Here is a 14,395-nt window from a genome sequence, read left to right as displayed (position 1 = left end):
ATTTATAATTATATATTTTATAATTGCGGCTCCTCAAGTGTTCTTCCTACCTATCAGATAGAAAGGCAACACCCTTATGCCGCGTTCCACTCGTCGTTCCCGTTTTACCGCTCCCTTGGTCCCTTTGTTGTTGTCGCTGGCGGTCAGCCAGGCGTACGGCGGCACCGTCAACACCACCGGCGCCGCCGGCACTCCGGGTGACTTCGGCGTGCCGGCCGGCGCCGGTCAGTCGGTCAGCGCTACGGCGGCCGGTAATAGCGACGCCTTCAATCAAGCCACTGCCATGGGCGGTAGCGGCGGCGACGCCGGCTTCGGGACCTCCGACCAGGGCGGGGCGGGCGGCGCAGGGCAGGCCACGGCCACCACCCTGATCGGCAGCGGCAATGCCGTCGCCAACGCCATTGCGGTCGGCGGCTCCAGCGGTTATAACGGCGGCGAAAGCACCATCCCTCTGCTCAACGCCGCCGGCGGCGCGGCCACGGCGGCCGCCTCGGCGCAGACTGGCGGCAGCGGCGCGGTCAACGTCACCTCGTTCGCCAGCGGCGGCCGGGGCGGCCTTGGCGGTGTTGCCAGCGCCACCGCCAGCGGCCAATCCGGCAGTGGCGCGGTGACGGTGTCGGCCAGCCAGTCCGGTGGTCATGGCCTGGCCGGCAGCTATGGCATGGGTCTGCCGGAGAACGGCGGCAACGGCGCCGATTCCACCATGAACAACGCCGTCAGCGGCAGCACCAGCGGCGCGCTGACGCTGTCGCAGCAGGCGGTCGGCGGCAACGGCGGCGATGGCATGTGGGGCAACGAGGACTTCTTCTCACCGAAAAAAGCGGGCAACGGCGGCACGGCGGGCAATGCCGCCTCCACGCTGGTGTTAAGCGACGGCAGCGCGGCCTCGCTGCGGCTCGACAGCACCGCCACCGGCGGCAACGGCGGCAACGCGGGCGCGAACAATTTCGACTCCACCCTGGCGCAGCGCGGCGTCGGCAAGGCCGGCGGCAACGCCAGCGCCTTGGTCAAGGGAACCGGCAATGGGCCCGTCACGGTGACCGCCAGTTCGACCGGCGGCCGCAGCGGCTCGGACGCCCTGAATAGCAGCCTCACCGGCGGCGGCGCCGGCAGCAACGCGCAGGCCATCAGCCTCGGCGCGTACGGCGCCAGCGCCAGTGCGGTGGCCACCGGCGGCGAGGGCGCCGGCGCCGGTACGGATTACTACGATACGCCCGGCAAGTTGGTGGGCGGTGCGGGTGGTGCGGCCGTTGCCAGTGCTTATGCGGAGTCGGCCGGCGGCCCGGCCACGGCCAGCGTGCTGCAGACCGGCGGCGCGGGCGGTGCCGGTGGCGGCAGCGACGGCGACAGCAAATTTGTCGGCGGCGCGGGCGGCGCCTCGGTGTTGTCGAACGCGGTCGGCGGTAGCACCAGCGGCACGCTGACCCTGTTGCAGAGAGCGGTCGGCGGCGCCGGCGGATCGGCCAACGGCGGCGGCGGTGCCGGCGGCGCGGCCAGCTCCACGTTGCAAGTGAATGACAGCAAAGCCGGCGCGCTGCAAGTCACGGTGGCGGCGCAGGGCGGCGTCGGCGGCGGATCGAATGTATATCAAGACACGCCGATCGCCAACGCGCGGGGCGGCGACGCCACCGCAACGCTGACCTTGGCCAGCGTCAAAGCCGGCGCGGCGTTGACCGCGCAAACGCAGGCGCTGGGCGGCGCCGGCGGGCAGGGCGGGCAAGCCGTGTCCAGCCTGACCGCCAGCGGTAGCGGTCCGTTGTCGGTCACCAGTGTGGCGACCGGTGGCAACGGCATCGCCGGTCTGCCGGGTTCCTCCCAGTCCCTCGCCGCCGGCGGCGACGCCAATGCGCAACTGACCGTGGCCGGCAGCGGCGACCATGACGTGCAAGGACAGAGCACCGCAACCGGCGGCGGTTTCGCCTATCAGAACAATGGCGGTCCATACGGCGCGGGCGGCAAGGCGGTCAGCAACGCCACCGGTTCGCTGTCCGGCAAGGGCACGCTGACCATAGGCGCCACCGCCATCGGCGGCAATGGCGGCAGCACTGGCGCGGCTGGCCAGGCAGTGGCCAGCGCCAGCGGCACGTCCAGCGGGGGCGCCACGGTGATCGTGACGGCGACGCAAATCGGTGGCCAGGGCGGCTGGGGTGGCGGCCGCGGCGCCGACTCGTCGATGACCAACGCCGTCAGCGGCGGCACCAGCGGCGCGCTGACGCTGAACCAGAATGCGGTGGGCGGTCATGCCGGCACCGGCATGTTTGATGGCAACGCCGGCGGCTCCGCCGCCTCCTCGCTGACGGTGCAGGACTTGGTCGCCAGCAAGCTGAGCGTCAACGCCAGCGCGGTCGGCGGCGACGCGGCGGGCTCCCGGATCGGCGATCCCGCCGGCGCCCTGAGCGGCGGCGCTGCGAACGCGCTGGCCTCGGCCCGCGGCAACGGCGTGGTCAGCGCCAGCGCCAGCGCCACCGGCGGCAGCAATATCGGTACGGCAGCGCCGACGTTCGCCGCCGCCACCGCGCGTGCCCAGGCCGTCAGCCTGACGCAAGGCGGCAGCGCGAGCGCCCACGCCAGTGGCCATGGCGGCGCGCTGGATGTGCAAGCGCAAGCCAGTGTGATCGGCGGCGGCAATGCGATCGCGCGCGCCGATGGCAGCGGCAGCAGCGGTACCCTGACCGCCAACAGCGACGCGCGCCAGGGGCTGCAATATGCACTGGCCGGCGCCAGCGCCCCGGCCGGCAGCGGCGTGGCGGTGATCACCAAGGCCAATTACGGCGGTACGCAGGACGCCGCCCAGCTAGTCGCCAATACCGTGACATCGCAGGTGAGCGGCGCGCCGGACGGCGCCGCCGCGCAGGCGTGGCTGGGCGGCGCGCCGACGGCGGGCGCGGCGTTCGGCGGCGTCGACGTGGCCGGCATCGGCACCCAGAGCGCCAGCTACGCCGGGGCCGGCAGCTACACCTTCACCACCAGCGGCGCATTTTCGGTGAACGGCAACGGTAGCGGGCACCTGCTGCTGGGTTTGCTCAGCGGTTTCGGCGTGGGCGGTGGTTTCAGCAACCTGGACTTCTCGGTTACCAGCGGCGGCGTGCTGCTGTTCACCCAGAGCTTCATCTCCTTCGACGCGGCGCAAGACTTCTTCCAGGACCGCGTTCTGGACTTGGGCGTATCGGGTCTCGGCATTCAGGACCTGGTGGTGACCACCGCGTTCACCCAGGGCACGAACCAAGGCTACGGCTTCAACTATGTGGTCGGCGTCGCCAACACCATGCTGGCGCCGGTGCCTGAACCTCAGACCTGGGGCATGATGCTGCTTGGCGGCGGCATGTTGTTGATGGCGCGTCGTCGTAGCAAAAAGGAGCATGCGTGAACGCAGTGGAAATTCGTCCGATCGCCGACGCGCAAGTGGTGGCGGTCAAGGCTGCCGCACCGCGCTGGCCGGCGGTGGTGGGCGCGCTCTCCGGCGTGATCGCTGCGCTGGCGCTGACGGCCCTGGCCGTCGGCGGCTGGCGCGCGCAACAGGGGCCGCGACTGGACCCGGCGCCGCCGGGTACGCTGTGCGCGGTGCAACTGGTGAGTGGTCCGATTTACTACGGCAATCTGGTGAAGGTCGGACACGATTTTCTACAGCTCGACCAGGTGTACTACGTGCAGGCATACACCCAACCCGACGGCCAACCCGGCAATCGGGTCGTCAGCCGCAACAGGAATGATTGGCACGGGCCGTCGTCACAAACCATCCCGGTGGAGAAGATCCTGTTCGTCGAGGTGGTTGGTCCGCAGTCGCAGCTGGCCCGTCTGATCGAGCAGGACAAGGCGGCCAATCCGCGCAAGTAAGCAGATTCGTGAGCGATGTTGTGGCTTGCTGGGTGATAAGATCATCCTCTTCAATCGGAGAGGATGATCGATGCGGCGGAAAATCCAGGGCTTGATGTTCGCGGTGTGCTTGCCGCTAGTCTGCGCTGCCGCCGGGCCGGGGCCGGGGCCGGGGCCGCGCTATGCGAATCCCATCATCTACGCCGATTATTCCGATCCGGATGTGATCCGCGTCGGCGGCGACTATTTCATGGTCGCGTCGAGTTTTCATTTTTCGCCTGGTATTCCGGTGCTGCGATCCACGGATCTGGTGCATTGGAAGATCGCCGGCCATGTGCTGGATAAACTGGGCTTCCATCCTTCCTACGACATGGTGCCGCCGTACACGCTGACCGACGCCGCTTCCAAGCCGGTCGGCAAGGGGATGCGCTATGCTGGCGGCGTCTGGGCGCCGTCGATCCGGCATCACAATGGCCTGTTCTACGTCTATTGGGCCACGCCGGACGAGGGCATCTTCATGAGCTCCAGCGCCAATCCCGCCGGCAAATGGTCGGCGCCCGTCAAAGTGCTCGATGGCGCGGGCTATGAGGATCCTTGCCCGTTCTGGGATGACGATGGCAAAGCCTATCTGGTCCACTCGAAAGTAGGCGCCGGTCCGGTGATCCTGCATGCGATGAGCCCCGACGGCAAGACGCTGTACGACGCCGGCCAAACCATCATCGAAGACAAGGCCAACCTGCCGATCCTGGAAGGCCCGAAGACCTACAAGCGCAATGGCTACTACTACATCTTCGCGCCCATCGGCGGCGTCGAGACCGGCGCGCAGGCGGTCATGCGCGCGCGGAAGATCGAGGGGCCGTATGAATACAAGTCGGTGCTCAATCCCGGCAACGGCCTGAAAGGCCCGCACCAGGGCGGCTATGTCGAAACGCCTTCGGGCCAGGGCTGGTTCATCCACTTCAACAGCACCGGCGCCTTCGGCCGCATCGCGCACTTGCAGCCGGTGGTGTGGCAGGACGATTGGCCGGTGATGGGCGCGGCCGGTGTTCCGGTCTCTGAGCACGCCTATCCCGACACCGGCAAACCATCCGCCGACAAGATCCAGGACAGCGACGAATTCTCCGGCGCTAAACTCGGCCTGCAATGGTCGTGGAACCACAATCCCGACGACGCGCGCTGGAGCCTGTCGCAGCGCCCCGGCTTCATGCGCATCGAAGCCAACAAGGCCACTTATCTGGTCGGCGCCCGCAATACGCTGACGCAGATCCTGCAAGGCCCGCATGCCGTCATCAGCACCCGCATCGAGATCGGCGCGCTGGCCGATGCGCAGCGCGCGGGCCTGAGCCTGTTCGGCGTCAAGCTGCCATGGATAGGCGTGACGCGCGACGGCGGCGTCAACTACCTGACCTACTCCAACGCCGGCGAAGAAACGCGCGGCGCCAGGATCGACGCCAACGCCGTCATCCTGCGCGCCCAGGTCTACGAAAGCCAGATGGTGCAGTTCTCGTACGCGCTGAAGGAAGGCGATGCGTTCAAGGACTTCGGCCCGGTGACGCCGCTGGCGAAATTCTCGTGGTGGAAGGGCAGCCGGCCGGCGGTCTTCACCTACATCAAAGCCGATGTGGATGAAGCCAAGTCCACCCACACCGGCCGCGATCAAATCAAGCAGAACTACATCGACATCGACTGGTTCAGAGTGTCGGACTGGAAGTGACGTTGGCGAGCAGCGCCGGCCGCGCGTCCTTGCCGGCGTTGAAGAAGCGCACCCGCACCAGCGACAAATCGCGCACGTGGCGCGTCCACAAACCATAGGCCGGCATCACCGTGGCGTACATATGCGGATCGGGATAAATGTCCTGGCTGACCGGAACATCGGCCGCCTTGATCGCCGGCTCGCCCGCCGCCGCCATCTTGATCGTCACGTCGCGCAGCAGCACATGCTCGATCTGCTTCGCCTGGATGCCGGTGAAGAAGGAGCCGCGCACGCCGTTGTCGTCCCCGGTGACGCGGTCGAACACGATATGCCGCAGCACGCCCGGCGGCGGACGCTGCTCCCCCGGCCGTACCCGGCCACGATCGCCCAGATACAGGAACAGCGGACTCTCGCTGCGGACGATATGCGCGTCATGCACCAGCACCCGCTCCAGCGTGCCGCCGTCGACGATCTCCCATGAGATTCCGCCATCGGATTTGCGCCGCTTGCGCGAGCGCATCGTCTCCGACGGCCCGCCCAGCACCACATTGCGCACCAGGACATTGCGGAAGTCGCCCTGCGAGTCGGTGCCGAATTTGAGCGCGTTGCAGCTGCTGAAGAACTGGCAGTTCTCGACCAGGATATTTTCCATCGGCCGCTGGCCTGCGCCCTTGAAGCACAGGGCGTCGTCGCCCGAATTGATCCAGCTGTTGCGCACGATGACGCGGCGGCAGCTGTCGATATCCAGCCCGTCGTTGTTGTGATTGGACTGGTTCTCGACGCGAATGCCGTCGATCAGCAAGTCCTCGCAATTGAGGTAGTTCTGCATCCAGCACGGCGAGTCGCGCAGATTGATGTCCTTGATCACCACGTTGCGGCAATCGAGCATGCGGATGATGAAGGGCCGGCCCGGCGTGCCGCTGATCGTTTCCTCGCCGGGGAAGTTGGCCTCCGTACCGCGCCCGTCGATGGTGCCCTTGCCGCAGATGCCGACATGCTGGCAATCCTGGGCGAAGATCAGCGACTGGTTCATGCCCATATTGCTGTCCATGACGGTCGGCCGCTTTGCCAGCCGCTCCGGATAGTCTTTCAGGTCGGTGCTGGCGAGCAGGCGACTGCCTTCGGCGATTTCCAGCATCACGCCGGAGCGCAGGTCGATGGTGCCGCTGACGTAGTCGCCCTGCGCCAGCCGCACCGTGCCGCCGCCCGCCGCCGCGCAGGCGTCGATGGCGCGCTGGATCGCGGCGGTGGCGGTGGCCGGGACCGTGGCCGGCGCACCGGCCGTCAGCCCGTAGGCCTCCGGCAGGAACACACTGTCCGGCACCGGCCAGGCCAGCAACGTCCTGGTCAGGTTCTGCGCCATGAGGTCAAGGTCGCGGCGCAAGGCCTCTGCCCATTCCGGCGCCGCGCCGCCGGGTGCCGCCGCCAGGACGGCCGGCGACACCCACGCGCCGAGCATGCCGCTGCCCATCGCCAGGGCGAGGGTGCGGCGTTTGGCGTTGATGGCTTCTGTCATCTGGTTCACAGTTTCAGGTTGAGGGTGACGAACATCGACCGACCCAAGGGATCGTAGCTGGCGGCGATCGTGTTATTGGCCGGCAGCTGCGACGAACCCAGGATAGGCGGATCCTTGTCGAACACATTGCGCACGCCGGCCGTCAGGCTGATCGACTTGCTGAACTCATAGCCGGCGGTCAGGTCCAGGTAGGTGTAGGCCTTGATGGTCGGATTGGTCAGCGAGTTCAACGCCGGCGGTGTGCCGCCCTGGCGCTGCGGCACCACATAGGTGTCCACCGTGACGCCGCCGGTATAACGAGCGCGCGCCGACAACAGCAGCTTACCAGTGTTCATGCTCAAGCGCGCCGTGCCTTTCCAGTGCGGCACCGGCTGACCGCAAGTCGCGCCCCAGGAGCCGACGCACTGGTTCTTGATGTTCGGCAGATCCTGGATCGGTGTGAAGGTCAGCTCTTTCACATAGGTCCAGTTGGTGTCGACGTTCCAGCGCGAGTCGCCCATCAGACCCCAGTCGGTGCGGAAGCCGTAGTGGCCCGCCAGGTCGTAGCCCTTGGTGGAGATGCCGCCGATATTGGCCGCCGTGGTCATCACATAGGTCGGCGCGGCGATCTGGCCGGTGATCGGATCGCGGTTGATCGCCTTGCAGTAGACGCTGTTGGCGTTCTGGATGGTGTTGTAGCACAGGTCCAGCACCGATTGGATACCGCCGCCGCCCAACGTGGAGATCGCGTCGTCCAGCGTGATCTTGTAGTAGTCCAGGCTCAGGTTCAGGCCCTTGACGAAGCTCGGCGAGAATACCGCGCCGAAGGTCGTGGTGTGCGACTTCTCGGCGGTCAGGTTGGGATTGCCGCCGACCACCTGGTTGATGAAGTTGGACGGCTGCACCGCCTGGTCGAACACCAGGTTGGCCGGCACGCCGGTGGCCACGCACAGCGCGCGCACGGCGGCGGTCTGCGCGGCCGGCGTGCGGTTGGAGCACGGATCGGTCGCGGTCGGGCCGTTGGTGCCCTGGCCGCCGAACAGCTCACCCACGTTCGGCGCGCGGATCGATTTCTGCTTCTGCGCGCGGAAGGTCAGGCTTTCGGCCGGCGCCCATTCGGTGCCGATGGAGCTGGTCCACACCTTGCCGACCGATTCGACGTCGTAGTCGGAGCGGCGGAAGGCGCCGCTGACGCTCAGGCGCTTGGCGAAAGGCTGGTCGGCCAACAGCGGTACCCGCGTCTCGCCGTAGAATTCCTTGACGGTGGACGAGCCGCTGGTGGCCAGCGCCGCGTTCCAGCCGGAGACGTCGCCGGAGGAGAGGAAGGCATCCGGCGAGTAGCTGCTGGAGGCGCGCCGGCGTTCCAGGCCGGCCGAGAAGTCGACCGCGCCGGCCGGCAGCTCCGCCAGCTTGCCGGTGATGTTGCCCGAGGCGACCTGCTGCTCGGCGCGGATGGTCGAGTTGGAGAAGATCGAGATCGCATTCTTGCCGGCCTCGGTGATGTTCTGGCCGAAGGGGTTGAGCACCGGCGCCGCGCCGCCCTGCGACAGGATCGCGTTCTGGAAGCGGCTCAGCGAAATCGAGCCGCTCTGGTTTTGCGATTCGATGGTGCGGGCGTAGGTGTAGTACATATCGTATTTCAGGTCGCTCAAGAAGCTCCTGGAGACGTCCGGAATATCGCCGCGCAGGCCCAGCGCGGTGCGGAACACGGAGTGTTCGGTGGTCGCCGCGCGGGTGCCGATGTCCGGCAGGCGGCGGTTCAGGTTCAGCACCGCCAGGCCGTCGCCCGGCGTGGTGGTCAGCGACTGCGTGCCGGTGGTGATGCGGGTGCTGCCGGTTTCGCGCAGATCCAGCTGGCGCAGCACTTCCTGCATCGGCGCGCTCAGATACGGGTTGTTGGTGTTGACCAGGAAGTTGCCGCTGGCGCTGGTGGGCGCGATCTGCACGTTGGCGGTGTTGTTACTGTAATGGAGTTCCAGGTAGCCGGTATGGTGCTCGTTGAAATCGTAGTGCGAGAAGGCGTTGCCCATCCAGCGTTTTTGCGGCGTCACCAGATACGAGATCGGACCGAGGTCGTAGGCGTCGGCCGCGGTGTAGGGGCGGATCGCCTTGCCGGTCTGGTCGAACACGGCGCCGAGAGAGCCCATGCCTTGCAGGCCGGCGGCGATCAAGGCCGCGTTCAAGGCCGGGTTGGACGCCGACGATCCCACCACCGGCAAGTTGCCGATGCGGCCGAACGGCACCGTCGCGGAGCCGCTGTAGACCAGGCCTGGCCTGCCGCCGGCCGACAAGCAGGTCTGGCCGGCGGGCACCGCTTGCGGCGTGCCGGGACGGGTCGACGACCACGAGGCGGCGGTGACGCAGCCATCGCCCATCGACGGCAGCGCCCAGTCGCCACGGTCGCCGCGCGTCATGCCTTCGCGGTCCATGTAGTTGAGCGAGATGACGGCGTTGCCTTTGTTGTTGGCGAAGTTGCCGCCCATGGTCACGTCGAGGCTTTTGGTCGGGGTCTTGGTCGGCTGGTCCCAGGTGCGCTGGGTGTTGACCTCCACGCCTTCGAAGTTGTCGCGCATGATGAAGTTGACCACGCCGGAGATGGCGTCCGAACCGTAGACGGCGGACGAGCCGCCGGTCACGGTCTCGATCCGCTTCACCAGCGCGGACGGGATGGTGTTGATGTCGGTGGTGAAGTCCGGGCCGGTGATGGCGAAGCGGCGGCCGTTGACCAGCACCAGGTTGCGCGTCGGCCCGAGATTGCGCAGGTTCAGCGTCGAGGTGCCGGACGGCTGGCCGGCCTGCACGGTGTTGGCGGTGGGGCTGCTCAACTGGTTGGCGGTGAATTGCGGCGTATCGGACAGCAGCACTTCCAGGTTCTGCGTGCCGGTCAGCTTCAGTTCCTGCTGGTCGACCACGGTGACCGGGGTCGGCGCCAGATAGCCGCCGCTGGCCAGGCGCGAGCCGGTGATGACGACCTTGTTGTCATCGGGTTTGACCTCGGGCGCATCCTGCGCGCTGGCGATGCCGGTGACGCTGACGGCCATGAGTAATGCGGATAGCGAGTTGCCGTGGTGGTTGAATCTTTTGTTATTCATTTCGTGTCTCCTTTTTTATCGGATCGTGGCGGCCGAGTGTTAAGCTAACAAAAAATTGTTAGCGCAACCATTAGACCGTGTTAAATGGTAGGTAGCTTCGTATCGGAGAGTCAATCGCACACCGCTCAAGGTCTTGATCGATGTCGGTATAGTCAACAAGTTGATTGATTGGACGGGCGATCTGTTGCTTTTTCTGGATATGATCCTTGCCAAACAAGGAGACCAAAATGATTCACTCAAGCTGGATGCGGCTGGCGATGCTGGCGGCCGTTGCCCTTGCCGCCGGCGCCGGCGCGGCCGATCAGTCGATCGACCGCCGCGCGCTGGTGGAGCGGCATAGTCCCCACTTGCGCGCGGTCGATGCGTGGGCGCCGCTCAGCGTGGGCAACGGGCAGTTCTGCTTCACCGCCGACGTGACCGGCCTGCAGAGCTTCCCCGACTACTACAGCAAGAACGGCATCGCGGTGGAGACGCAGGCGCGCTGGTCGTGGCACGAGGATCCGAATCCGAACGGCTACAAGCTGGCCGACGCCAACCGCGATTACACCGCGCACGGCAGCACCGTCGGCTATCCGACCAACATGAAGGCGGCGGCCACCGGCTGGCTCAGGGAGAATCCGCATGCGATGCCGTTGGGGCAGTTGGGCCTGCGCTACCAGGGCAGGCCGCTGGCGATCGAGGACGTCAAGAACATCGACCAGAAGCTCGATCTGTGGAGCGGGGTGCTGACCAGCCGTTACACCATCGATGGGCAGCCGGTCAGCGTGACCACGGCGGCCAGTCCTGCGCGGGATACGCTGGCGGTGCGCATCGCGTCGCCGCTGCTGGCAGGCGGCAAGCTGTCGGTGCGGCTCGCGCTGCCGCGTGGCTACGTCATCGCGGTCAAGGCCAATCCGCCTCTGGATTGGTCGCAGCCGGCGTCGCACAGCACGCGCGTGGCGGCGCAGGACCAGCGCACGCTGGCGCTGGAGCATGTGCGCGATGGCGCGCGTTATGCGGCGCTGCTGAAGGCTGAGGCGCCCATCGATATCAAGTATCCTTCGCCGCATGAATTCCTGATCGCGCCGGCCGGCGGCGAGGAGCTTGATTTCACGCTGTCGTATGCGCCCGATGACGCGGACGGCGCGGAGGGGGCGGTCGCCGTGATCGCGCAAAGCGCCCGGCACTGGCAGGCTTTCTGGCGCAGCGGCGCGGCGATCGATTTCACCGGCAGCATCGATCCGCGCGCGGCGGAGTTGGAGCGGCGCGTGGTGTTGTCGCAGTACCTGACCGCGATCCAGTTCGGCGGCGACTTTCCGCCGCAGGAAAGCGGCTTAACCACCACCACCTGGTACGGCAAGCACCACACCGAGATGGTGTGGTGGCATACGGCGCACTTCGCGCTGTGGGGCCGGCCGCAGTATCTGGCCAACACGCTGCGCTGGTTCCAGCAGACGCTGCCCGTGGCGCGCCGGATCGCGGCGTCGCGCGGCTTGAAGGGCGCGCGCTGGCCGAAGATGACCGGGCCGCAGGGACGCGACAGCCCCGGCGGCAATCCGCTGATCGTGTGGAACCAGCCGCACCCGATCCATCTGGCGGAGCTGATGTACCGCAGCGCGCCGGACCGGCAAACGCTGGACCGCTACAGCGAGCTGGTATTCGCCACCGCCGATGCGATGGCGTCGATGCTGCATTGGGACGCGGCCGGCAAGCGCTATGTGCTTGGTCCGCCGCTGTGGATCGCGCAGGAGATCTACGATCAATCGACCAGCATGAATCCGGCCTACGAATTGAGCTACTGGGCCACCGGCCTGCAGATCGCGCAGCAGTGGCGCGCGCGGCTTGGCCTGCCGCCGGATCAGGACTGGGAACGCAAGCGCTTGCAGCTATCCAGCCTGCCTCAGAAGGATGGCAAATACGTGGCGCTGGAGTCGACGCCGGACACCTGGGACAATATCGCCAGCCGCCACGACCATCCATCCTTCCTGATGGCGCTCGGCCAGCTGCCCGGCGCCGGCGTCGATCGCGCCGTGATGCGGCGCACGCTGGACGCGGTGCTGGCCAACTGGGATTGGCAGACCAAGATCTGGGGCTGGGATTATCCGATGATCGCGATGACCGCCGCGCGCCTCGATGCGCGCCGGCAGGCGGTGGACGTGCTGCTGAAAACCGATGGCCCCAACAACAGCTACACGGCGGCGGGGCACAATCCGAACACCAACCTGCCGGTCTACCTGCCGGGAAATGGCGCACTGCTGGCGGCGGTGGCGATGATGGCCGGCGGTTGGGACGGCGCGCCGGCCGGCGCGGCGCCCGGCTTCCCGCGCGAAGGTTGGGTGGTGCGCGCCGAAGGCTTCAAGCCGCTGCCGTAGGCGTCAGCCGCCCATCTTGTTGTAGATGATGCCGTTCCAGCGGGCGGTGATGCGGCTGCAGTGCATCTCGAACTCGTCGCCGTCCTTGGTCTTGACCGACTGGAAGTGATTGATGGCGATGCGGGTCGCGTCCTGCAAGGCGCCGCCGTCGGGGATCTGCTTCGGCAGCGGCAGGTCGGTGATGTGCAGCTGGTACGCGACTTGTTTGGGTGACGTGTTCTGGTCGAACCAGATGACGACTTCGATATGGTCATCCGCCTCTTCGGTCTCGGCGAAGCATCGGCCATGTCGTTTGGTTTCGAATTTGAAGCGCATTGCTCTCCTCCATGTAGGTAGGATGAGCGTACCACGCCGCCGCCGCTTCGAACATCCAGCCGTGCGCGGCGCGGCGTTTTCGTCAAACGCGGGGCGTGGCGTCCGCGCCTTAGCGTTGCAGATCGGAAGTCGGTGCGCGTAGCGTCATACGCAGGCCGATGGGCGACATGGTGAAGCCGGAGAGTTCTTGCGGTTCGCTGTTGTCGACGGTGGCGATCGATGCGATGTCGAAGCTGTTGAGCAGCGTGGCGGCGGCGAGTTTGATCTCCAGCAGCGCCAGGTAGCGCCCCGGACAGGTGCGCGCGCCGGCGCCGAAGGGCATCGAGACGTGCTTGTTCATCGCCTCGTCGCCGCGCCGCAGCCAGCGCTCGGGATCGAAATCGGCGGCGTTGGCGACGTGGCTGTCGGCGACGCTGTCGTTGCGCATCACCAGCCATACCAGGCCGCCCTGCGGCACCGCGACGTCGCCGACCACGCTGTCGCGCAGCGCTTCCAGCGGGATGAAAGGCGCGACCGGCTTCAGGCGCATCGCTTCCTGCGCGCAGGCGTCCACGTAGTCCAGCGCGTCCATTTGCTCGATGCTGAACGCCGCCGCGTCCGGCGCGATGCGCAGCACTTCCTCGCGCGCCTTCGCCAGCGCGGCGGGATTCCGCTTCAGCAGGTACAGCATCCACGCCAGCGTGTTGCTGGTGGTGTCTTCGCCGGCCAGCAGCATGGTGGTGACGTTGCCGGCCACCGCGACGTCATCGACGCCGCCGCCGCCTTCCTCGGCGGCGCAGATCATCGCCTCCAGCAGGTTGGCGGGACGCGCGCGCCGCGCCGGCTCGGCGTTCAGGCGTGCGCGCGCGGCGGCGATCAGGTCGTCGATGGCGGCGCTGAGCGTGGCCACGCTGCGGTCCAGTTGGCGGTCGGCCGGCAGCTTGACGTAGCGCCAGTAGGGGAACATAGCGATCGAGCGTTTGGCCACCGCCGGCAGGATCACGTCCATGTGGCGCTGGATCACATCCTCGCCGCCGTCGATGGTGTTGACCTCCGTGCCGAACGCCAGTCCGGCGATGATGTCGACGCTGTAGCGCTTCAGGTCCTCGGTCAGGTCGATGGCGGCGCCGGTGCGCGCGGCCGTTTGCCAATGCGCCTGCAAGCGCTGCGCGACCTTGACCAGCGACGGGAAATAAGCCTTGACCGCGTGCGGCGCCAGCGCCGCCATGACCATGCGCCGCTGCTCGCGCCAGGGCGCCCCTTCGGCCAGGAACAGGCCCGGGCGGCCGCCCATTTCTTCCGATACCTGGGCCGTTAGGGCGGGGCGGCGGAAGCCATCCGGCCGGTCGCGCAGCACGGCGCCGACCAGCTCATGGCTGGAGACCACCAGCACCGGCCTGCTGCCGAAGGCGATGCGGAACAGCGGGCCGTATTCGCGGCTCCACGCTTCGACGTCCTGGTGCAGGCGCAGCGGACGGATCTGCGGCAGGTTGCCCGCCAGCGGCCACGGACGCGGTCCCGGCAAATCCGCGATCCGGCGCAGTGCGATGGCCGGCGATTGGGCGCAGCCCGAATCCGGCGCTGCTGCGGTGCGTGGCATGCTGTTCTCCATACTGTCTCCCTGGCTGACGATGGCCCACTATGCCTCGCCCGCCGC

Annotated in this window: 8 protein-coding genes; 4 read left to right on the top strand and 4 right to left on the bottom strand. The window is 67.2% G+C overall.

Features of this window, described 5'->3' with window-relative positions:
• Positions 1 to 76: 76 nt before the first annotated feature.
• From GW587_RS08580 to GW587_RS08570, 3 genes are all read left to right on the top strand, one after another.
• On the top strand, positions 77 to 3,367 hold the full coding sequence (locus GW587_RS08580) for a beta strand repeat-containing protein (protein WP_166101077.1): 3,291 nt from the start codon (positions 77 to 79) through the stop codon (positions 3,365 to 3,367).
• On the top strand, positions 3,364 to 3,834 hold the full coding sequence (locus tag GW587_RS08575; protein ID WP_166101074.1) for a hypothetical protein: 471 nt from the start codon (positions 3,364 to 3,366) through the stop codon (positions 3,832 to 3,834). The genes GW587_RS08580 and GW587_RS08575 overlap by 4 nt, the downstream gene beginning before the upstream one ends.
• 70 nt (positions 3,835 to 3,904) lie before the next feature.
• Positions 3,905 to 5,527, top strand: coding sequence for a glycoside hydrolase family 43 protein (locus GW587_RS08570; protein ID WP_207393394.1), 1,623 nt, complete (start codon positions 3,905 to 3,907; stop codon positions 5,525 to 5,527).
• On the opposite strand, the gene GW587_RS08565 is transcribed toward GW587_RS08570, so the two are convergent.
• Both GW587_RS08565 and GW587_RS08560 read right to left on the bottom strand, forming a co-directional pair.
• On the bottom strand, positions 5,505 to 7,022 hold the full coding sequence (locus GW587_RS08565; protein WP_166101073.1) for a glycoside hydrolase family 28 protein: 1,518 nt from the start codon (positions 7,020 to 7,022) through the stop codon (positions 5,505 to 5,507). The two genes, GW587_RS08570 and GW587_RS08565, sit on opposite strands and share 23 nt — an antisense overlap.
• A gap of 5 nt (positions 7,023 to 7,027) precedes the next feature.
• On the bottom strand, positions 7,028 to 10,093 hold the full coding sequence (locus GW587_RS08560) for a TonB-dependent receptor domain-containing protein (protein WP_166101070.1): 3,066 nt from the start codon (positions 10,091 to 10,093) through the stop codon (positions 7,028 to 7,030).
• Between the two features lie 227 nt (positions 10,094 to 10,320).
• Here GW587_RS08560 and GW587_RS08555 point away from each other — a divergent pair, with 227 nt between their 5' ends.
• Complete coding sequence (locus GW587_RS08555; protein ID WP_166101068.1) at positions 10,321 to 12,444, top strand: hypothetical protein; 2,124 nt, start codon at positions 10,321 to 10,323, stop codon at positions 12,442 to 12,444.
• Between the two features lie 3 nt (positions 12,445 to 12,447).
• On the opposite strand, the gene GW587_RS08550 is transcribed toward GW587_RS08555, so the two are convergent.
• Positions 12,448 to 12,759 (bottom strand): hypothetical protein, encoded by a 312-nt coding sequence (locus tag GW587_RS08550; RefSeq protein WP_166101065.1) that lies wholly within the window; start codon positions 12,757 to 12,759, stop codon positions 12,448 to 12,450.
• 109 nt (positions 12,760 to 12,868) lie between these two features.
• Positions 12,869 to 14,338, bottom strand: coding sequence for a cytochrome P450 (locus GW587_RS08545; RefSeq protein ID WP_229259357.1), 1,470 nt, complete (start codon positions 14,336 to 14,338; stop codon positions 12,869 to 12,871).
• Positions 14,339 to 14,395 lie beyond the last annotated feature (57 nt).

Source organism: Duganella aceris, assembly GCF_011090165.1.
Taxonomy (GTDB): Bacteria; Pseudomonadota; Gammaproteobacteria; order Burkholderiales; family Burkholderiaceae_D; genus Rugamonas; species Rugamonas aceris.
The sequence above is the reverse complement of the archived record's forward strand: the minus strand, read 5'-3'. Positions and strand labels throughout refer to the sequence as shown.

Excerpts from the sequence above, each read along its gene's own strand:
- GW587_RS08555 (WP_166101068.1), top strand. The coding sequence starts at position 10,321 with ATGATTCACTCAAGCTGGATGCGGCTGGCGATGCTGGCGGCCGTTGCC.
- GW587_RS08560 (WP_166101070.1), bottom strand. The coding sequence starts at position 10,093 with ATGAATAACAAAAGATTCAACCACCACGGCAACTCGCTATCCGCATTA.
- GW587_RS08565 (WP_166101073.1), bottom strand. The coding sequence starts at position 7,022 with ATGACAGAAGCCATCAACGCCAAACGCCGCACCCTCGCCCTGGCGATG.
- GW587_RS08580 (WP_166101077.1), top strand. The coding sequence starts at position 77 with ATGCCGCGTTCCACTCGTCGTTCCCGTTTTACCGCTCCCTTGGTCCCT.
- GW587_RS08545 (WP_229259357.1), bottom strand. The coding sequence starts at position 14,338 with ATGCCACGCACCGCAGCAGCGCCGGATTCGGGCTGCGCCCAATCGCCG.
- GW587_RS08570 (WP_207393394.1), top strand. The coding sequence starts at position 3,905 with ATGCGGCGGAAAATCCAGGGCTTGATGTTCGCGGTGTGCTTGCCGCTA.
- GW587_RS08550 (WP_166101065.1), bottom strand. The coding sequence starts at position 12,759 with ATGCGCTTCAAATTCGAAACCAAACGACATGGCCGATGCTTCGCCGAG.